Raw genomic sequence first — 20,396 nt, 5'->3', positions numbered from 1 at the left:
ATAAATCATAGAGAAGTAAGGATGATTTACCCCGCATTAACGGGCAGTAAAACTTCCACTTAAAAATTAGGGTGGAGCAAAGAAGTGAATTGGGCGAATAACTGCCCGTAGCTGCCCGATTGGTAAGGGCTGATTAAAGTTTCACTTTACAGCATTTTGTATATACAAATTCGAAAATAAGAATGAGAATCCTGCTTTTAAATAAAAAAAAGCAACATTCTTATGGAATGCTGCACAAGGAGGGTAGCTATCTTTCATAGGGACATTGTCTTGTTGAATGTTTTGTGTATGGAAACAAAACATGTTGAAAGACAATTATAAGAAAGTAGAAACAAAAGATTTACACATTTCTTTAAGGGATCTTACGAAAGATGAAAGATAAGAAATATGTAGAACCTCGTTTACATATTTTATTATAGAGATTCTTCATTAACGCTATGTTAATATTTGGTAAAGGTTATGTAATTTTAAAGTTAATGAATATAAGTAGTTGTATGGAAGAAAATAAAAAAAGAGGCTGAGATTACTCAGCACTCTTCTTTTCTTCTTTAATAACTGTTTTTACTTCACCAGTTTTAATCTTATTACTTTCAGAGAAGCGAAGTAAGTCACCTTCAATGATTTTATCAGACATGTTCAATTCATTTTGGGCACGATCAATTAGTGGTTGAGATTCTTCTTTCGGTAATTGTACAACTTCGCCAGTAGCACGATCGTAGAATGTACTGTTTGTGTACATGTATTTATCTGTAACGAAGCTACCGTCACGAAGAACAACAAATCCTTTATTATCAGGTGAGAATACATCATGACCGAATCGAACGTCATTTGTAGAATCTACACCAAGTAAGTTTAGAATAGTTGGTTTAATATCAATTTCTCCAGTTGGTTTCGAAATTGTTTTACCTTCTTTTTGACCTGGAACGTGAATAAACATCGGTGTTTTTTGTAAGTTCATATGGTCAAATGCAGTGATTTCTTCTTTTCCTAAGAACTGTGCCATTGCACGGTTATGGTTTTCAGAAATACCGTAGTGGTCACCGTAGAATACGATTACTGAGTTGTCGTAAATACCTTCTGCTTTTAGACGCTCAATAAAGTGTTTCATTGCTTCGTCTAAGTAACGAGCAGTTACCATGTAACGGTCAAATACTCCATCACCAGAATTATATTCGTCGATTAATTTTGTACTGTCATCGTAAGTGAATGGGTAATGATTCGTTAAAGTAAGGAAGCGAGTATAGAATGGTTGCTTCACTTGTTTTAACATATCAATAGATTGATCGAAGTATTCGATATCTTTTAATCCCCAGTTTAATTTTGTTTCTGGCGTAATCTTGTAGTCAAGCTCGTTGTAGTAACGATCATAACCAAGTGCTGGATACATAATGTTACGGTTCCAGAATGTTGCGTTGTTTGCGTGGAATACCGACGTGTGATACCCTTGCTGACGTAAAATTTCTGGAGTTGCTGTATATTCATTATTACCGTGTGTGAAGAATACAGCACCGCGGTCTAGTGGATATAAAGAAGTATCTACTAGGAATTCAGCATCAGATGTTTTACCTTGCCCAGTTTGATGGAAGAAGTTATCAAAGTAATAACTTTCTTTCGTAAATTGGTTTAAGAATGGTGTAACTTCTTGTCCGTTAACTGTTGCGCCAATTAAGAATGTTTGTAATGACTCAAGAGAGACAACAATTACGTTTTTCCCTTTTGCAGTACCGAACATATTTGGATCTGGTTTACTTTGTGTTGTTTTCACGTAGTTTTCTGTTTCTTGTAATTTACTACCGTCAGCGAATGCTTTTTGTGAACTTGATTTTGCTTGTAAGCCAAGATCGTATACTTGGTGTACATATAATCCTAAGTTTTTAACAAGCATAACGCGGTCGAATGAACGTGTTAATAATTCTGGACGTTCAGCTTCTGCAAGTCCTAAGTTTGCGAAGAAAATAGCAACTGTTGATACGAAGTATAGGGAACGCATCGGGCGTGCTACACGCTCTGTAGGTGCAAAGTTTTTCATTTTCTTCAACAGAACGAAGAATATGATAATGTCTGCAAATGCAAGAATAATTTTGTAGTTAAATAATTCTTTTACACTAGAACCTAAACTTCCAAAGTTAGATGTTTGTCCTAGCACCGGTAAAGTAACGAAGTCATTGTAGAATCCGTAGAACATTACGTTACCAACAAGAACGATTGTTAAGACAAAATTAATTCCAAGTGCTATATAGTTACGTTTTTTCCCTTTTGCAAATAATGCAAGACCAACAAGCAGTAATGATGCTGCTAATGGGCTAAGGAATAAAATGAATTCTTGCATGAAAGATTCAAGTTTTAAATCAAAGCTTGTGCGTGTAATAAGGTAAGTTTTCAGCCATAAGGCTAAAGCTACGAATACAGTGAAACGCACATTTTGAAATTGTGATTTCAAGGTTTCTTTCATTCATTTCCACCCTTTCTCTATCAGGCTTGGTCGATTTTGGAGCGAAAAATGCTAAAATAAAAAATACATAGTTTTCTTGGCCATAATTAAAGGTTCTATATTCACCCATATACGACTATAACTATGCATACCCTTTTGGTTTCTTTTGTTGCTCATAAGCATAACGTCATTTCTGTATTATACAACAAAATTCATTTCTGAGAAACACTATAACATTTTACATTTTTTGTATAAGATTTGTCACTACCAGAGAAAACTTTAACATTCGTTTATATGTCCGTCAACTAGAAAATATAACAAAGGTAGAGCAGAATGTTAAGTGGAAGTGAAAATTTTCTTTGTTGAGAAATAAGAAATGAAGATGGGTAAGGGTTATCTAGAAATCTATTATATGAAGGAAATCGTGTGAAAATTAACGAACACTTGTTCTTTTTTGGTTTGTTTGTTACAATGAAAGTTCATTGATAGGTTTTGTGTAATTTCCATGAACTTTTACTGATAACATATTCTAGCTTATTTCTTTTTAAAAATAGGGAGGCTTTTACATGAAACAAAAATTTTCAGTTGAAGCGTTTTGGAAGAAAGTAAAACATGTTGCAAAGCAAGCAGGGCAGTCGGTCATTTATGCAAGTTTATTACTGTTTTACGTTTTACAAAGACCCGATGTTCCAAAACGAGTGAAAATTATTGTAATTGGAGCACTTGCTTATTTTATTGCACCGATTGATGCGATTCCAGATTTCATTGCTGGAATTGGCTATACGGATGATTTGGGGGCGTTAACGGCCGCACTAATACAGGTGTCGTTATACGTCAATGAAGATGTGAAAAATAAGGCACGAGTGAAGTTGGCAGAATGGTTTGGTTCGGATATAGACACAACATTTATCGATCAGAAATTAGGTCAATAGGTGAAACCTGTCATAAGGTGACAGGACGAACGTAAGCGAGGAAGTGCATTATGCCATCAGGAAGAACGCATACGAAAATAAACTTAATATCCCTTCCGGTTGTTTTGTTTTTGCTCTTTTCGTATGGATTAACAAATTTTGATTTTTTATTAACTTTTGCAATTGGTTTTTTAGTAGGTACTTCATTTTTAACACCAGATTTAGATACGTACAGTAATGCTTATAACAAATGGGGTTTCTTACGTATATTTTGGTATCCTTATAAGAAAGTAATGCCGCATCGATCTTTCTTTACGCATACGATTATACTTGGTGATGTGATTCGTATTGCGTACATGTTAATCGTCTTTTCTCCATTTTTATTTCTATTAAATGTAATCGCACTGGATGGTAATTTAATAGAAATTGCGAAGAAACATGAGGTTGAAATTGTAACGTTCTTAATGGGAATTGTTGTGGCAAGTACGCTCCACATTATAGCGGATAAAGTGAATACGCGCCGAAAGAAAATGATGAGAAAAAAGAAGAAACGCAGGAGATAAAGTGAACGAATTTGGAAAAGGCCCCTTGCAATTTGCAAGGGGCCCTTTTTAAACAAACATTTGTTTAAAATTAAGCTTTCAGCACTTTAATTCCTTTTACAATGTTCCAGATGAAGTAGTATAAGCTGATGATTCCGCAAATAGCTAAGACAATCATTGATCCAATTCCAAGTGTTACATCTGGTTGATCAGATCCAAGACCCATAATTCCTAAAATAGTTACGCCAATGAATGTAGCGATACTTGGAATGATGTGTGTCCATAGAGCACGTTTTGCATGTGGTTTTGTTTCAGCGTCTCCCACAATCCAAACGATAATAGGGAATAAGATAGGGGCAAATAGTACACTAAAGTATGATAACGCAGCTAATATTTTATTTCCGTTCATATATATCACCTCATGAATAATTTCTGTTGTTATACTATTATTATGCAATAATTTTGGCAAACTTCCTATCGATAAACATTACAAGAACGTGACGATTTTGTAAGATTTTCTATTAAATAATAAAATTTTCAAAAAAATCTTTTTTAATAGAAATTGTTATGGTACAGTATAAATGAAAGTTGTTGAAAACGTTTTCTTAAACGTTTTTTTATTTTAGGCTTAAAGGTATGATGACCTGATAGTCTATTGATGAGGTTATTCTATTTAAAAGGGGATTCTTTAGGGGGAGAGAACAATGAACACATGGACACAAGTTTATGATCCATTCGGAAACATTTGGATTTCGGCAGCGGTCGCACTTATTCCGATTATCTTTTTTTTCTTAGCTTTAGCAGTTTTCCGCATGAAGGGGTATGTAGCAGGATTTATTACAGTTGTACTTACAGTTTTAGTAGCGTTATTCGCTTATAAAATGCCGTTCAAGATGGCAATGGCAGCAACCGGGTACGGTTTTTTGTACGGGTTATGGCCAATTGCTTGGATTATCATTATGTCCGTATTTTTATATAAAATTTCTGTAAAAACAGGTCAATTTGATGTGATTCGTGCATCGGTATTATCGATTACGAACGATCATCGTCTACTCGTTATTTTAATTGGATTTTCATTTGGAGCATTTTTAGAAGGAGCGGCAGGATTTGGGGCACCAGTAGCGATTACAGCAGCGCTTCTTGCGGGTCTTGGGTTAAATCCTTTATACGCAGCAGGTCTTTGTTTGATTGCAAATACTGCACCAGTGGCGTTCGGAGCGATGGGAATTCCGATTACAGTTGCTGGACAAGTGACAGGTATTGATCCACATAAAATTGGACAAATGGCTGGACATCAATTACCGTTCCTATCATTATTTGTTCCATTCTTCATCGTATTTTTAATGGATGGATTTAAAGGGATAAGACAAACGTGGCCTGCGTTACTTGTAGCGGGTAGTTCATTTGCGATTACGCAGTTCATTACAGCGACATTTTTAGGGCCAGAACTTCCGGATATTACATCGGCACTTGTAAGTTTAATTAGTTTAGCGCTGTTCTTAAAAGTTTGGCAGCCGAAAGAAATTTATCAATCCGGGCAAGCAAATAGTGAAGTAGCAGCAACAACGACAGCAGCATCGATGCCGAAATTAACGTTTGGAAAAGTGGTGAAGGCATGGTCTCCATTTATCGTATTAACGGTTATGGTAGTCATTTGGAGCCAAAGTTTCTTTAAGGCATTATTCGCTCCAGGAGGGGCTTTAGAAAGTCTTGTATTTAAGTTTGAAATTCCAGGTCTACATAATTTAGTAATGAAAGCAGAGCCCATTGTAAATAAACCAACGCCTTACGAGGCAATTCTAAAGTTTGATGTATTATCGGCAACTGGAACAGCGATTTTAATTGCTTGTATCATTTCCATGTTTATTTTGAAAATGAATGTAAAAGATGCAGTAGTGACATTTAAAGAAACGTTAAGCGAATTAAAAATGCCAATTCTATCTATCGGATTCGTACTAGGGTTTGCATTTATCGCAAACTATTCTGGTCTATCTTCTACGTTAGCGTTAGCATTAGCCGGAACTGGCGGACTATTCCCGTTCTTCTCACCATTCTTAGGCTGGATTGGCGTATTCCTAACAGGGTCTGATACGTCTGCGAATGCACTGTTCTCGAATTTACAAGCCATTACAGCGCAGCAAGTCGGTGTATCTGAAGTGCTTCTCGTTGCAGCAAATACAACGGGCGGTGTAACAGGAAAAATGATTTCTCCGCAATCGATTGCAATTGCTTGTGCAGCAGTTGGACTTGCTGGAAAAGAATCGGATTTGTTCCGTTTTACAGTAAAGCATAGTTTATTCTTCGTAATTATTGTTGGTATTATGACGTATGTGCAGGCGTATTATTTAACGTGGATGATTCCATAAACAATAAAAGAAATAAACTTTGAATTTTTCAGATTATGGTGTATGATGGGAAAGTATTGAAAATTAAATCAGTGATAAACTAGGGGTGCCTAACGTATGCGTAGGCTGAGAGAGAAGCGCGTGAACTTCTTAACCCTTTGGACCTGATCTGGCTCGTACCAGCGTAGGGAAGTTAACGGCTTTACATAATGATGTCTTTATGAGCCAGGTCCTTATTTTTCTATGGACCTGGCTCTTTTTATTTTGGCATGCGCTGGCCATATCTCGTCCTTGTCACGAACAGGGGGGCAATAAAATTTATGAAACAATCTGTTTCAGCTGAGCAAATTGAATTGAAATCGAGTTTACCAGGGAGTAAGAAAGTATATGTGGATGGACCACGAGAAGGTATGAAAGTCCCGATGCGTGAGATTGAACAAAGCGAAACGAATGGCGTTCCAAATCCGCCAATTCGTGTGTATGATACGAGCGGTCCTTATACAGATCCTGCGTATAAGGTCGAGTTGGAAAAAGGCATTCCAACGCCGCGCCACTCTTGGATTATGGGGCGTGGTGATGTAGAAGCATACGAAGGGCGTGAAGTGAAACCAGAGGATGACGGTGTGAAAGTGGCTTCGAAACATACACCTGTTTTCCCGCAAATGGATCGTAAGCCGCTTAGAGCAAAGGAAGGTGCAAATGTTACGCAAATGCACTATGCACGTAATGGCATTATTACGTCTGAGATGGAATACGTTGCGATTCGTGAAGGGGTAGAGCCGGAGTTTGTTCGTAAGGAAATCGCAGAAGGCCGCGCTATTTTACCGGCGAATATTAATCATCCAGAAGCTGAACCGATGATCATCGGGCGTAACTTCCATGTGAAGGTAAACGCGAATATCGGAAACTCAGCTGTATCTTCTTCGATTGCAGAAGAAGTAGAGAAAATGACGTGGGCAACGCGCTGGGGTGCAGATACGATTATGGATTTATCTACAGGTAAAAATATTCATACGACGCGTGAGTGGATTATTCGTAACGCACCTGTACCAGTTGGAACTGTACCAATCTATCAAGCGCTGGAAAAAGTAAACGGAATTGCAGAAGATTTAACGTGGGAAGTATATCGTGATACGTTAATTGAGCAGGCGGAGCAAGGCGTTGATTACTTTACGATTCACGCTGGTGTATTGCTTCGTTACATTCCAATCACGGCAAAGCGTACGACAGGTATCGTTTCACGTGGTGGTTCGATTATGGCACAGTGGTGTTTATTCCATCATAAAGAAAACTTCCTATATACTCACTTTGAAGAGATTTGTGAAATTATGAAGCAGTACGATGTTTCGTTCTCTCTTGGAGATGGATTACGTCCAGGGTCTATTGCAGATGCAAATGACGAAGCACAGTTTTCTGAGCTTGAAACACTTGGTGAATTAACCAAAATTGCTTGGAAACATGATGTGCAAGTTATGATCGAAGGACCTGGACATGTACCGATGCACTTAATTAAAGAGAATATGGAGAAAGAGCTTGATATTTGTCAGGGCGCGCCGTTTTACACACTTGGGCCGTTAACGACAGATATTGCACCAGGTTATGACCATATTACATCAGCGATTGGAGCTGCGATGATTGGCTGGTTTGGAACGGCGATGCTTTGTTATGTAACGCCGAAAGAACATTTAGGTTTGCCAAACAAAGATGATGTACGTACGGGTGTTATTACGTACAAAATTGCAGCGCATGCGGCTGATCTTGCGAAAGGACATAAAACGGCTCATCAGCGTGATGATGCACTTTCAAAAGCACGCTTCGAATTCCGTTGGCGCGATCAATTTAATTTATCTTTAGATCCTGAACGTGCGATGGAATATCACGATGAAACGTTGCCTGCAGAAGGGGCAAAGACAGCTCACTTCTGTTCAATGTGTGGACCGAAGTTTTGTAGTATGAGAATTTCACATGATATTCGTGAATATGCAAAAGAAAATGATTTAGAAACGACAGAAGCAATTGAAAAAGGAATGAAAGAGAAAGCAGAAGAATTTAAAGAAGCTGGTAGTCATTTATATCAATAACACGTTACACCTCTTTACTTGATTGATCACACTGTAGTACCTAACTTTATTATAGAAGAAGCCCCATTTGCTAAGACGGTAGCAAAATGGGGCTTCTGTTGTTTAGAGGGCAAAGAAGAGATGTACCCAGTAGAATAAGAGGAATAGTGTGACGACTGTTGTGAGCGGGATAACGATAAGGGATACACTTAAATAGTCTTTCCATTTTACTTTAATTTTGTTTTGTTTCAGAATATACATCCAAATGAGTGAAGCTAGTGTACCAATTGGTAGTAATAGTGAACCGATGTCACTACCAATGATGTTTGCAAGATAGATTGTTTTTAATGTGACTGGATCTAATCCCATTTCTGTTAATGTGATTGTACCAATCATAAGGGCAGGATGGTTATTGAAGACGTTAGAGAGGATGGATACAAGTCCGCCCATCGCAAAGCTAGCATAAAGTAGATGCTGATTCACAACTGGCTCGAGCCATTGTACAAGTGCAGCTGTTAATCCTGCGTTGTGGAGTCCGTAAATAATGACGTACATAGAGAAGGCGAAAATTAAAATGTGCCACGGTGTTTTTTTCAGAATGTCGACAGGATTTGTTCGTAAGTAGTACCATCTCCAAATGAGAAGAACGAGTGAACCAAGTACCGCAACGATTTCAATTGGGATGGATAAGAAGGATGCAACGAATAGAAGGCAGCGCATAAGGAAGACGAAGCCTAATACTTTTAACATGAATCTTGTCCGTTTTTGTTTCGTATCAACAGAATTATTTCCTTTTAGTGGATGGAAGTTTTTCGTGAAGAAAATTTCTTCAATATCATATGAAGAAACAGGTAATTTTTTCGGAAGTTTTTTCTTCAAAACTGTATACATGAGCCATGACATAAATAATAAGCCTAGTGTTGCAGGTACAAACATCATAGCGGTATGCATATAAAGAGTCATATTAACGATATTTAATGCAATTAAGTTTACGATATTACTTACACCAATTGGTGCACTAGACGCAGTAGCGATTAAAGCGCCACTTAATAAATAAGGAATTTGTTGGTGTGGTTTTAATTGAAGGTTTTTTAGAAGGAGAATTAAAATGGGAGTTGTAATTAAAATACTGCCGTCGTTATTAAATAAAAGAGTCATAAGAAAACATAATAATTGAATATACCAGTATAGACGGCGGCCAGAACCTTTCGCTAGATTTGCCAGTTTCGCTGCGGACCAATGGAAGAAGCCGAAGCTTTCTAATATAACTGCCATAACTATGGTCGCTAATATTGTTATGGAGGCTCCTCCTATTTTACTAACAATATCTATGACGTCTGGTTTTGACACAAGTCCAGTAATTAGGATAATGCCAGCACCGATTGCCGCTGGCCACGCCTCATTTAAACCTCGAGGCCGCCAAAAGATAACAATCATTGTTAAGAAAAATACAATAATAGTAATCCATATTTCAATGCTCATATTTTGCCTACCTTTCTATTTTCCCTTAAACAGATGTAGCTTGTCTCAAGTTTATATTGGTAGTATATTCAGCAAAAAATAAGAAGAACTAGACGTATAACGAGATGAAGCGAATATGTGTTTTTCAAGCTAAAGGACAAGTGTCATTAGTAGTGAAATAACTATTGTGATAGAAGTCTATAAATTGATTGGGCAGTAAGGTAGTAAATGAGATTTATATGGGCGATTATGGAGATGTATTGGCGCAACTTAAAATATATCAGCGATTATTGAAATATATCGGCGCAACTCAAAATATATTAGCGGTTATTAAAATATATCGATTTAACGACAAAACATGACAAAAGGAGTCTATCCCAAAATGCCTTTTGGAACAGACTCCAAGGTTATATTATTTTTCCTTCAAAAAAGTACGATCTTTTAAGAATAAATTCCAGAAGAAAATAAATCCAGGTAGTAAAATTGCGATTCCAATTGCGTATAGAATGAGCAGTGCATAGAACGTTTCTTTCGTTGTAAAGCTTGTAAATACAGTTACGTCAGGATAAATAATATACGGTAAATGCGCGACCCCGTAAGCATAGCTTGCAAATGCATATTGAGCGACGACAGCTAAAACGGCAATGCGAGGGTATCCTAGTGTATTGTACTTTTTGTTTGTCCACCAAAGGGACGAGTATCCGATAACGAATAAAACAATAGAAACTGTAAACCACGGGAATTGCTTTATTAATCCTTGCATAAGCCAATGTGTTTCTGGATCCATTACAACGAGGGCAATAATTGCCGTGACGAGCGTTGCAGGACCAAGGATGATGGCATTTCTTCTATAAATTCTATACGTATCTTCTGAACTTTGTTCTCTCGAAAAATCAGCAAGAAAGAGAGAGGAGAGAAATAGTTCAGACGTTAGTCCGAAGAGCATATAACAGTAGATAACCGGGCTAGAAAGAAGTTTTCCATATAGGAGTACTTCTTTTCCTTCAGACATTGTAATATAGGCTCCCTCTGTAACGGGTAAAACGGTAATTAATAGTGCTGGAATTAATAGACCGGTAATACCTGAAATAACCCGAAGAAGGTATTGATATTTTGGCAAGGAGTAAGCAAATACCATAAATGTACTACGTACTGCAATGAGCACTAAAATTAACATAACTGGTACGAACATTACTGTCGCAAGAGTAAAGGCCGCTTTCGGAAAGAAGCCGAGAAATGCGACAACGACGAAAACGAGAAACGTATTTGTTACTTCCCAAGTTGGTGATAAGTACCGATTCGCAAGTTTGGCAGCGAGCGTTGGATGTTTTGCGTATACCATGCCCCAAAAACCAGCTCCAAAATCGATAGACCCTAATATACTGTATACGAAAATAAGGGCCCATAAGATGATGATTGCAATACTTTCCTCATGCACGAGAATCGCCTCCTTGGTGTTGTAAATCATTCTTTAATGGATGTCTTCTAAAGAATGTCCGTAGAACAATGACTGTTAAAATAGCGAGTCCAATATATAAAATGATGAACAAAACAAATAAAGGACCGACGAAATCAGCGCGTGTAGATGCATCGACTGTACGTTGCATACCATAAATTGTCCATGGCTGACGACCGCTACAACTGAAAATCCATCCGAATTCAATACCGAGCATCATAATTGGTCCGCATGCGGCAGTCCCCCAAAGTAGCCACTTCGGTAGTTCTGTTCCTTTTTTTCGATAAACGAAGTACCAATATAAGAGCGCAATTGCTGCAACAGCAAAGGTAAACGCAGCAGTGCCGACCATTAAGTTGAAAAGAGTATGTGTATAAAATGGTGGCCATGTTTCTTGTGGAAATTCGTTTAGACCTTTTACGACAGTGCTAGGGTCTAGTCCCACTAATAAGCTAAGCATGTTTGGAATTTCAAGTGCATAGTTTAGTTCAAGTGTATTAGGATCCACAACTCCGCCAATGGATAACGGTGCGTGTGATGTCGTTTCAAATAAAGCTTCAGCAGATGCAAGTTTTTCAGGTGAGTGTTTATGTAAGGCAATCGCTGATTCATGTCCTGAAAGCCACATCGTAGCGCCTGTAATAAATGTAACGACGAGCCCTAATAGTAGCCCTTTTTTATGATAAGCAATTTCACGTGTACTTAAATTTTTCTTCAATAATTTAAATCCAGCGATAGAAGCAATGACAGCCGCACCAGTTGCATAAGCCGTAATAACGACATGGAATGCACTTGTGCCAAAACTCGGATTAAAGAAAGCTTTCCACGGATCAACGTTAAAAACAGATCCGTCTGGATTCATTGAAAAACCTGCTGGTGTATTCATCCATGTATTTGCTGATGTAATAAGAACGGCGGATGCCGTGGCACCAAGCATGACGAAAAATAGCGAGATTAATCTCATAAATGGAGGAAGTTTATCGGCTGCATATACGTAAATCGACATGAATAAAGCCTCCAAAAAGAAGGCGAAAATCTCAATTTGGAAGGGAACAGAAATAACTTGTCCAACAATTTTGGCAAAACCAGGCCAAAGAAGTGAGATTTGCACACCGACAATTGTTCCAGTTGGAATTGCTACACCGAGAAGAATAGCAAACGCCTTTGTCCATCTTTTCGCCATAATGGCATAGTCGGAGTCTTTCTTCCAGTGATAGAGTATTTCGCTTATAAAAATCATCAATGAAAGCCCAACGCCAAGTGTTGCAAAGATAATGTGGAATGCTAATGAAGAACCAAAAAATGCTCTTGCTAATGTTACCGTATCCATATGTAAACTCCTCTTCTTTTTTGCCATTATTTTCTGATTGAATTGGAAGATTTATTCAAAAAAACTACCAAAAATATATATGTATTTAAAAAGTGAATATGATAATATAATGTTGTAATATTTTGAATAGAAAGAAATAAGTAGTTGCTTATATTTTGTTTGTTTTTTGCACAGGAATCTTTTATAATCTTTTATGCGAACATAAGTTCTGTTTTTCGGAAAAGAAGTTTATGTGAAATGGAGAGGGTGTTTTATGTATCCTGAAGTCATTAAAAAGATGGCATTTTCAAAAGAGCATAGAGATTTATTATTGAAGTTATATAATAAAGAGATTACACGTCGTGAATATGATCGACTTGTACAATCGCTATATAAACCTTCTAAAGGGGTTTGCGAGGGGTAGAAATGCGGGAGACAATCTAATAGATTGTCTTTTTTAAATTTATGTATGTTCTGATAAAATTAAGGTTAGCCTTACTAGGGAGGTGAAAAGATTGCGGAAACGTTTATATATAGGGATTGGGGTTATCTTCTTAATCGCTTTAGGTGGAATTGTATTTTGGTCAGCTTTACAAGGAAACCGTACAGAAAATTTTATTTTAAGACATATGGTGAATGACAATGGAACGCTTGCCACGTATCGTTTAGTAGATACTAAGGCAGGTACGGGTGAAGCCAAGGGACGTGAAGCTTTATCAGAATCGGCGGGATTATGGTTACAATATACACTTGATAAAGATGATCAGGCGTTATTTGATGAGCAAGTAAAGGTTATTCAAGATAATTTCGTATATAAGAATCATATCGTTTTATGGAAACTCTCTGAAAAGGGAGAGAGGCAGTCAGCTACAAATGCACTTATAGATGATCTTCGTATTATAGAACAATTATATCGTGCTTATGAAATGTATGAGGAAGAGCGTTATAAAAACGTTGCCGATCAATTAAGTGATGCTGTACTTCGTTATAATAAAAAAAATAATTATTATGTTGATTATTATGATGCAGATGCAGGGAAACAAAATAATTTTGTAACAACATCATACATAAATCCGCGTGCATTCTCCTATATGAAGAAGTACGGCAAAGTTTCTGCTCAGCAATATCAGGAAGTCGTTCAGTTTTTAGCGGATTATCCAAGGCATGGCTGGGCATTCCCAAAAGAGTATAAAGAAGATGGTACATTTACGTACGATAAAGAAGTGAATCTTATTGACCAATCGTACGTTGCATATCATCGAAGTTTAGGTGGTCTTTCATCAGCTGCTTATTTAGAATTTATAAAGAAGAAATTCCAGGAGGATGGAAAGCTATACGGTCGTTACAATTTAGAAACGGGAAAACAAACTGTGAATTATGAATCGCCAGCCGCATACGGATTAACGATTTTGTACGTACTACAAACAGGTGATACAAAGTTTGCGAAAGAATTGTATAATCATATGGCCACATTCCGAAATGATAACGTATTTAGTAGATATTACGGTGGATATGTAACAGGTGAAAATAATAATACGCATATTTTTGATAATGTACTACCACTTTTAGCTGAAATGGAATTAAAAAAGAGTGAACAATAAAAGTTGCCACCATATGAGGGTGGCAACTTTTATTTGTTGATATAATCTTACGTCCTAATGTTGGAGAAGTAATCAATCACGAATTCACGGAATTGCTGAGCTGTTTTTGATAAGTAGCGTTTTTTCGACCAACTTAAACCGATAGTTCGCTGACAAGTGGGTTCAATAATACGCAATTTGCTTGATGCTAAAGCAGAGTTTTTTAATAAAGTTAAACTTGGAACAAAAGCGATGCCGAGACCTTGCTTAATGAGGTCGCTAATCACGGTCGGTTCATCTACTTCAAAAGCAATATGCGGAGTGAAACCAGCTTCTTTACAAAATGCATCCGTTAAGTGCCGAAATCCATAGCCAGTGTTCATACTAATAAATGGTTCGTCTTTTACTTCATGCAGGTGGATATTTTCTCGGCCTGATAAACGATGGTCTGAAGGGACGACTAAGAAAATTTCTTCTGTAATAAGTGGTTCCCAAACAATCTCCTCACCTTCAATTGGTACAGAGGAGATACAAAAGTCAATTTCTATATTATCTAGTTGTCGTTTCATAGAAGGAGTGGATGCAAGAAATTGTTGGAATCGAACGTTAGGATGTTCTAGTAAAAAAGAGCCAAGTAGTTCTGGTAATATTCTCGGAATAGAAACGGCCAGTGTAATAGAGCTTTGTTGTAATTCGGCTAAATCTTTAATTTCTCGTTCCCCTTCACTTAATTCATGAAAAATACGTTCTACCCGTTTTAAAAATACTTTTCCGAAAGAATTTAAAGTAATCTGTCGGCCTTGGCGATCAAATAAAGGGACGCCTAAATCCTTTTCGAGTCTAGCAATTGTTTTGCTGAGTGAAGGTTGCGCGATATGCAATTCTTCAGCTGCCTTTGTCATATGTTCTAGTCGTGCAACTGTCTGAAAGTATTTTAACTGGAGCAGTTCCATTTCGAATCTCCTTTCTATAGACCAAAAGGAATGAATTGATAATTAAAGATGTATTATACAGTATGGAAAGTGACGTGTATAGTAAATCTGTTAAACCATTCTAATGGTGTTAAATTAGGAGAAGGAGTATGTTTCATGAAAGGAATTCAACTTATATTTAAAGATTGGAAAGCGATGTGGCACCATAAACATGGACGTATCGCTTTAATTTTTTTATTAATCGTTCCGTTAATTTATTCAGGATTCTTCTTGGCTGGATATTGGGATCCGTATGGAAAATTAGATAAATTACCTGTTGCGGTTGTGAATTTAGATAAGGGTGCTGCGATGGATGAAAAAACAATTCATGCAGGAGACGATTTTGTTAAAAATTTAAAAGAGAATAAGGAATTGGCTTTTCATTTCGTATCAGAAAAAAATGCTGATGAAGGGTTAAAAGAAGATAAATATTATATGGTTGTTACGATTCCGGAAGATTTCTCTAAAAAGGTAAGTACACTTATGGATGAGAAACCAGAGCCGGCAACGTTGCAGTACAAAGTAAATCCAGGGAAAAACTTTGTAGCGGCTCAAATTGGAACGACAGCTGTTGAAAATATGAAAACAAAAATCTCAAACAGTATTACGAAATCTTATACAGAAGGCGTCTTTTCAAAGTTTCAAGATTTGGCACAAGGATTGAGTGATGCAAGTAATGGTGCTGAGAAGTTACATGAAGGAACGACCGATGCAAAAAATGGAGCGAATCAGCTTGCGGATGGTATTGATCGTTTAAGTAGTGGGACATCGAAATTGAAAGAAGGAAGTGAAAAACTTGCATCCAGTCAATCTGCCTTAACGGGGGGAGCAAATGAGCTGAGTCAAGGAGCGACATCACTTCATAGTGGTATGGAGTTATTAGCACAAGGTGAAAAAACGTTACAATCAGGAGTTAGTGAATTAAGTGCTGGTACAAATGAATGGGTGAGCGGAAGTGAGAAGCTTGCTGAAGGCCAAGTAAAAGCGGATGGTGCGGCTAATAGTATAAAACAACAATTAGAAGAGTACGTGAAAAATCATCCAGAAGTGCAGCAAGATCCCGCTTTTCAAAAAATTGTTGCTACGTCTAATGGACTAGCTAAAGCAACAAGTACTTTAAATAATAGCCAACAACAATTGACACAAGGTGCGAAGAAGCTTACTGACGGTCAACATAAGATTGAAGAAGGTATGAATACATTCGGAGTTAAGTTAAATGAAGCTACTGCTGGAACGAAAAAGATAGCAGATGGTGCATCGAATTTGGCTGATGGATTTACGAAGTGGGGAAATGGATTTACATCATTACAAGAAGGTGTCAATCAACTTGCGAGTGGCGGAACAGAGCTGAATCATGGTGCTAATCAGTTAACGAACGGACTTGTTAAACTTGACGATGGTGCGAAAGAACTTTCTACGAAATTAGGAGAGGGCGCAGAGAAGATAGCGGATGTTCGTAATGATGATGCACGCAATACGATGTTCTCAGAGCCAGTTCAGTTAGTGAAGTCAACAGTTTCTGACGTTCCTAACTACGGTTCAGGCATTGCACCATATTTCTTATCACTTGCATTTTATGTTGGCGGAATTATGGCATCGAATATTTTACCGCTTGGCCGCAGACAAAATATGAAGGTAAGTGGAACCGTACATTTTATTAATAAACTAGGATTGGTATATTTAATTGGACTTATTCAAGCGCTACTCGTAGATGTAGTTGTGCTAGGTGTTATGAAATTAGAAGTCGCAAGTGTGCCACTTTTTGTTTTATCAAGTATTGTGATTTCCTTTACGTTCATGACATTTATTCTTATGTTAGTCACAGTATTTGGTCTTGTTGGAAAGTTCTTAGCGGTAACGCTTCTTGTCCTGCAATTAGCGACGAGCGGAGGTACTTTCCCAGGAGAATTAAACATAGCTGTTCTTAGCAAAATTGGACAGTTTCTCCCAATGTCCCATTCTCTTAGAGGATTACAAGATGTTATCTCTTTAGGAGATTGGTCGCAATTACAAATGCAAATTTTAATATTGTTATGTTATCTCGTTGTTGCCGGTGGCATTGCTTGGGTCACGAGTCATATACAGCATAGAGAAACGAATGCAGAACAAGTTTCTTAAAATGAAAGAAGCTATCCGATTTTTTCGGATAGCTTCTTTTTTATTTACGTTCCATTACTGCAAAGTAATTATTTTCATTATCAGCAAAGTTAAATTCTCTGCCAGTAGGTAAATCTACAATCTGTCCAACTGTGACATTTTTCTCAGAAAGATCTTTATACAGTTGATCTAAGTTATTAGAGAAGAACATAAGTGAAGGAGTACCTAAGTTTAATTCAGGTTGCATCTTCGCAATTAACGCTTTATCGTGAAGGACGATGCTTGTTCCTGCTTCTTTCGCCGGCGCAATTTCAATCCAGCGGAATCCGTTTCCGTTATTTTCATCCGCAATGATTTGGAATTCTACTTTTTCTATCCAAAATTGTACTGTTTCGTCTTGGTCATTTACATATAGCATAATTTGTCCAACTTGATTAATCATAGGTGTCTCTCGCTTTCTTTTTTATATGCGTATTATTATATCAAATATATGGTTTGAATAGTTTTCTATGATTTTTTCGGAATACAACCTTCGTCCATTTCATCTTAGTTGTAGGAGAAGGACCTGTAATCCAAGTGTGAAATGGTATTGTACTACAAATGACCATTGTTGAAATAGAGGTAATGGCCGTTAATACAAATAGTAATAGGCTATATAATATAGTATTTTCTTGCAGCGTGAATAAGGAAAGAAGTTTTGTGCATAGTTGCAAGAAGAATAAATGAGCTAAATAAGCACCATACGTGTAATTTCCAATGAAACGTAACGTTTTATATAAGAAACCACGACGCTGTACTATCATAATAGATAACACATACAGTATGATAATTTCGCATACGATATATAAAAACATAGATGGTTTTAAATAGGTAGAAACAGTTAAATGAATAGAGTTTGCGCCGTAAAAACTAAATAACTCATAATTGATGAATAAAAATAAGATGAAAAATAAGATTGTGATAAGCGGGATATGTTTCATGACGAATAGCCGCCATGTTTTTAGTGCTACAGCAGCGATTCCTCCCATGACGAAATAGAACGAGTAGAAGAAGAAGGAACGATCTGTATAATGTAAAATGGTTGAGCTAGTCAATTTCTCTCCATTAAAAATGTAGTGCGAAGAATACCACATTAAGAGGAAATATAGGCAAGCAAAGATAGTCATATATTTATATATCTTTTTTATTTTCTGTTCGTTTTTGAAACCAATAAAATAGTGTGCACAGCAAAGGGAACAATAAGTGAATTTGGAACATCATAATTACGTACCAAAGATGAGGTGCAGCCGTTCCGAGTAATACACTTTTTATTCCGCCTTGTAATGTAATCATATCGTTTGTTGTTAATAAGTAAAGAATAGACCAGAAGAAATAAGGAATGAGTAAATGTGCGGCTTTTTCAGAAATATATTCTTTGTATACTAATTGCTTTGTATAGTGACGAATTAAATGAAATCCAACGATAAATATGAATGCAGGTGCTGAGAATTTTGCAAGATTAAATAGCATGCCCATAATGAGAGATTGCTCAAGTAAGACATTTCCTTGATTCATTGTATATAATAACGAACTTTGCAAAACGACAGCAAGGAATGCAATGCTTTGCAAAACTTTAAATTCTGGTGCGCTTTGTGTCATTATGTCCAACTCCTTTTCCATACATGATTATAGTACGGAGAATGGATAATGAGTGTGGAATATTTGTGAAGATTGTAACAAATTTGTGGCGAGAGGAGATATCAACTTATCAACAAATAACGACAAAAAGAGGATGCTCTAAACGAGCATCCTCTTTCTATCTATTAAGCAAATTTGTTTTTGATCCAATTCTTACCTTCTACAAGGCGAGCTGTCATTACCGCACAAGCGTTATCTGCTGTTACGTTTAACATCGTTGCAGGAGGATCGATGATTGTACTAATTGCCGCGATAATTGGTAATGCTTCTGGCGGGAAGCCGTATAGAGAAACGATTAACATTTCACCAATCATACCGCCGCCGGGAATAGCGCCCATTACTGTTCCTACTAATAGAGAAACAACAAGTGCGATTGCTAATGTTTTCGGTCCTTCGAATTCCATGTTGAAAATACCGAATAAGAAAGCAATTTTTAATACGCCGCCTAAAACAGATCCGTCTTTATGAAGTGTAGATCCAAGAAGGACAACTGTTTCACGAACGTCAGAAGAGATACCCATTTTCTTCGTTGCTTCCAAGTTCGCTGGAATACTAGCAGCACTACTACAAGTTGCAAGTGATGTAACTGTAGGAGAGACCATGTTCTTCCAAAATATTTGTACACCTTGCTTACGGCCTGCAAGATATGCATAGAACGTAAAGAATACAAAGAAGTAAATGAGAGACGCTGGATAGTATACCATTGCTGCTCGGAAGTAAGTTCCAAGAAGTTGTGGTCCGAATTCACCAACTAATGCTGCGAAGTAAGCAGCAAGTCCGATTGGAGCGTAGTACATAATGAAAGATACAACTTTCATTGAAATTTCTGCACCAGCTTGTAGGAATGTAGCGAATGGCTTTCCTTTTTCGCCAACTGCTGAAGTTGCAATCCCCATTAAAATAGAGAAGAAAATAAGAGCTAACATATTTTCACGAGATAGTAATTTAGAGAAGTCAGATACTGTTAAAATACCGACGATTTGATCTGCAACACTAACAGCTTTGCCGGCTTTGTCAGGTTGTGTTAGTTCTAGTACAACACCTTGTGCTGGCGGGAATACTTTCACGACAATAATCATAAAAATAGCAGCTAAAATACTTGTAAATAAGAAAGTCCCAGCCATACTAGACATAATTTTACCGAAACGTTTTAATCCATCCATATTAGCAATAGACGATGCGATGCTAAAGAACACTAAAGGTACAACAATCGTAAACATTAAGTTTAAGAAAATATCACCAAGCGGCTTTAAAGCAACTGCATCGGCACCCATGAAATAACCAATGAAACCACCAATTAGGATAGAAGATAATAAAATAAGTGGAAAGCGATATGCCTTCATAAATATATCCTCCTATCAATTAAAAAAATTCATACTGAATCATTATAGCGAGTTAGAGTCCTCTTTACTAGGAGAATACGGATAAATGGAATAGCGTGAAAACCAAGAAATTTTTGTTTTTAAGCTCGGCATACAGCAGGAAATCTAGACATATATATTTGTAAACTAGTGGTGGCAAGGGATGCACCATAACTTAGGCTTAATAAAAGGGGG

Annotated in this window: 15 protein-coding genes, 1 pseudogene and 1 riboswitch; of the genes and pseudogenes, 7 read left to right on the top strand and 9 right to left on the bottom strand. The window is 37.1% G+C overall.

The genetic code is table 11. The features are described 5' to 3' along the window. Nucleotides 1-523: 523 nt before the first annotated feature. Nucleotides 524-2,452, bottom strand: a complete 1,929-nt coding sequence (locus F3I02_RS32915) for an LTA synthase family protein (protein WP_000665350.1) — start codon at nt 2,450-2,452, stop codon at nt 524-526. A 545-nt stretch (nt 2,453-2,997) separates the two neighbouring features. Between F3I02_RS32915 and F3I02_RS32910 the strand changes: the two genes are divergently transcribed. Further along, nucleotides 2,998-3,363, top strand: a complete 366-nt coding sequence (locus tag F3I02_RS32910; RefSeq protein WP_000810373.1) for a YkvA family protein — start codon at nt 2,998-3,000, stop codon at nt 3,361-3,363. Nucleotides 3,364-3,413: 50 nt separating this feature from the next. Next, nucleotides 3,414-3,905 carry a metal-binding protein gene (locus F3I02_RS32905; RefSeq protein ID WP_001139059.1) on the top strand — a complete coding sequence of 164 codons (492 nt, stop codon included), beginning with the start codon at nt 3,414-3,416 and terminating at the stop codon, nt 3,903-3,905. Between the two features lie 70 nt (nt 3,906-3,975). Here F3I02_RS32905 and F3I02_RS32900 read toward each other — a convergent pair whose 3' ends face one another. Then, nucleotides 3,976-4,293, bottom strand: a complete 318-nt coding sequence (locus F3I02_RS32900; protein WP_001014099.1) for a magnetosome magnetite crystal formation protein family — start codon at nt 4,291-4,293, stop codon at nt 3,976-3,978. A gap of 295 nt (nt 4,294-4,588) precedes the next feature. On the opposite strand from F3I02_RS32900, the gene lldP reads away from it, so the two are divergent. Further along, nucleotides 4,589-6,250: an L-lactate permease gene (lldP, locus tag F3I02_RS32895; protein ID WP_046946614.1), complete on the top strand. Its 1,662-nt coding sequence runs from the start codon at nt 4,589-4,591 to the stop codon at nt 6,248-6,250. A 71-nt stretch (nt 6,251-6,321) separates the two neighbouring features. Next, nucleotides 6,322-6,437: riboswitch (TPP riboswitch) on the top strand. A 112-nt stretch (nt 6,438-6,549) separates the two neighbouring features. Next, complete coding sequence (gene thiC, locus F3I02_RS32890) at nt 6,550-8,310, top strand: phosphomethylpyrimidine synthase ThiC (protein WP_061884764.1); 1,761 nt, start codon at nt 6,550-6,552, stop codon at nt 8,308-8,310. 102 nt (nt 8,311-8,412) lie between these two features. On the opposite strand, the gene F3I02_RS32885 is transcribed toward thiC, so the two are convergent. The 3 genes from F3I02_RS32885 to cydA all read right to left on the bottom strand — a co-directional run bounded on the left by F3I02_RS32885 (nt 8,413) and on the right by cydA (nt 12,536). Continuing rightward, nucleotides 8,413-9,771 (bottom strand): arsenic transporter, encoded by a 1,359-nt coding sequence (locus F3I02_RS32885; RefSeq protein ID WP_046946616.1) that lies wholly within the window; start codon nt 9,769-9,771, stop codon nt 8,413-8,415. A gap of 391 nt (nt 9,772-10,162) precedes the next feature. Then, entirely contained in the window at nt 10,163-11,188 is a 1,026-nt protein-coding gene (locus F3I02_RS32880) for a cytochrome d ubiquinol oxidase subunit II (protein WP_000544169.1), read from the bottom strand. Beyond that, on the bottom strand, nt 11,181-12,536 hold the full coding sequence (cydA, locus tag F3I02_RS32875) for a cytochrome ubiquinol oxidase subunit I (RefSeq protein WP_046946617.1): 1,356 nt from the start codon (nt 12,534-12,536) through the stop codon (nt 11,181-11,183). Before cydA ends, F3I02_RS32880 begins: the two co-directional genes overlap by 8 nt. A 253-nt stretch (nt 12,537-12,789) precedes the next feature. Here cydA and F3I02_RS32870 point away from each other — a divergent pair, with 253 nt between their 5' ends. Together F3I02_RS32870 and F3I02_RS32865 are read left to right on the top strand one after the other, a co-directional pair. Then, entirely contained in the window at nt 12,790-12,939 is a 150-nt protein-coding gene (locus F3I02_RS32870) for a hypothetical protein (RefSeq protein ID WP_000283182.1), read from the top strand. A 91-nt stretch (nt 12,940-13,030) separates the two neighbouring features. Then, entirely contained in the window at nt 13,031-14,116 is a 1,086-nt protein-coding gene (locus F3I02_RS32865; protein ID WP_196478823.1) for a transcriptional regulator, read from the top strand. A gap of 47 nt (nt 14,117-14,163) precedes the next feature. Here F3I02_RS32865 and F3I02_RS32860 read toward each other — a convergent pair whose 3' ends face one another. Continuing rightward, nucleotides 14,164-15,048, bottom strand: a complete 885-nt coding sequence (locus F3I02_RS32860) for a LysR family transcriptional regulator (RefSeq protein ID WP_061884763.1) — start codon at nt 15,046-15,048, stop codon at nt 14,164-14,166. Between the two features lie 135 nt (nt 15,049-15,183). Here F3I02_RS32860 and F3I02_RS32855 point away from each other — a divergent pair, with 135 nt between their 5' ends. Next, nucleotides 15,184-17,184, top strand: a complete 2,001-nt coding sequence (locus F3I02_RS32855) for a YhgE/Pip domain-containing protein (RefSeq protein WP_074593724.1) — start codon at nt 15,184-15,186, stop codon at nt 17,182-17,184. 40 nt (nt 17,185-17,224) lie between these two features. Here the strand turns inward: F3I02_RS32855 and F3I02_RS32850 are convergent, their stop codons facing one another. The 3 genes and pseudogenes from F3I02_RS32850 to F3I02_RS32840 form a co-directional block, all read right to left on the bottom strand. Then, nucleotides 17,225-17,605 (bottom strand): VOC family protein, encoded by a 381-nt coding sequence (locus F3I02_RS32850; RefSeq protein ID WP_196478822.1) that lies wholly within the window; start codon nt 17,603-17,605, stop codon nt 17,225-17,227. 40 nt (nt 17,606-17,645) lie between these two features. After that, nucleotides 17,646-18,801: pseudogene (locus F3I02_RS32845) on the bottom strand (acyltransferase). Between the two features lie 164 nt (nt 18,802-18,965). Beyond that, entirely contained in the window at nt 18,966-20,183 is a 1,218-nt protein-coding gene (locus tag F3I02_RS32840) for a dicarboxylate/amino acid:cation symporter (RefSeq protein WP_016079716.1), read from the bottom strand. Nucleotides 20,184-20,396 lie beyond the last annotated feature (213 nt).

Origin of the sequence: Bacillus sp. SRB3LM (assembly GCF_015712745.1) — a bacterium.
GTDB lineage: Bacteria > Bacillota > Bacilli > Bacillales > Bacillaceae_G > Bacillus_A > Bacillus_A thuringiensis_K.
The sequence above is the reverse complement of the archived record's forward strand: the minus strand, read 5'-3'. Positions and strand labels throughout refer to the sequence as shown.

Bases quoted from the DNA above. Each gene is read 5' to 3' on its own strand.
- F3I02_RS32915 (WP_000665350.1), bottom strand. From the start codon at position 2,452: ATGAAAGAAACCTTGAAATCACAATTTCAAAATGTGCGTTTCACTGTA.
- F3I02_RS32910 (WP_000810373.1), top strand. From the start codon at position 2,998: ATGAAACAAAAATTTTCAGTTGAAGCGTTTTGGAAGAAAGTAAAACAT.
- F3I02_RS32905 (WP_001139059.1), top strand. From the start codon at position 3,414: ATGCCATCAGGAAGAACGCATACGAAAATAAACTTAATATCCCTTCCG.
- F3I02_RS32900 (WP_001014099.1), bottom strand. From the start codon at position 4,293: ATGAACGGAAATAAAATATTAGCTGCGTTATCATACTTTAGTGTACTA.
- lldP (WP_046946614.1), top strand. From the start codon at position 4,589: ATGAACACATGGACACAAGTTTATGATCCATTCGGAAACATTTGGATT.
- thiC (WP_061884764.1), top strand. From the start codon at position 6,550: ATGAAACAATCTGTTTCAGCTGAGCAAATTGAATTGAAATCGAGTTTA.
- F3I02_RS32885 (WP_046946616.1), bottom strand. From the start codon at position 9,771: ATGAGCATTGAAATATGGATTACTATTATTGTATTTTTCTTAACAATG.
- cydA (WP_046946617.1), bottom strand. From the start codon at position 12,536: ATGGATACGGTAACATTAGCAAGAGCATTTTTTGGTTCTTCATTAGCA.
- F3I02_RS32870 (WP_000283182.1), top strand. From the start codon at position 12,790: ATGTATCCTGAAGTCATTAAAAAGATGGCATTTTCAAAAGAGCATAGA.
- F3I02_RS32860 (WP_061884763.1), bottom strand. From the start codon at position 15,048: ATGGAACTGCTCCAGTTAAAATACTTTCAGACAGTTGCACGACTAGAA.
- F3I02_RS32855 (WP_074593724.1), top strand. From the start codon at position 15,184: ATGAAAGGAATTCAACTTATATTTAAAGATTGGAAAGCGATGTGGCAC.
- F3I02_RS32850 (WP_196478822.1), bottom strand. From the start codon at position 17,605: ATGATTAATCAAGTTGGACAAATTATGCTATATGTAAATGACCAAGAC.
- F3I02_RS32840 (WP_016079716.1), bottom strand. From the start codon at position 20,183: ATGAAGGCATATCGCTTTCCACTTATTTTATTATCTTCTATCCTAATT.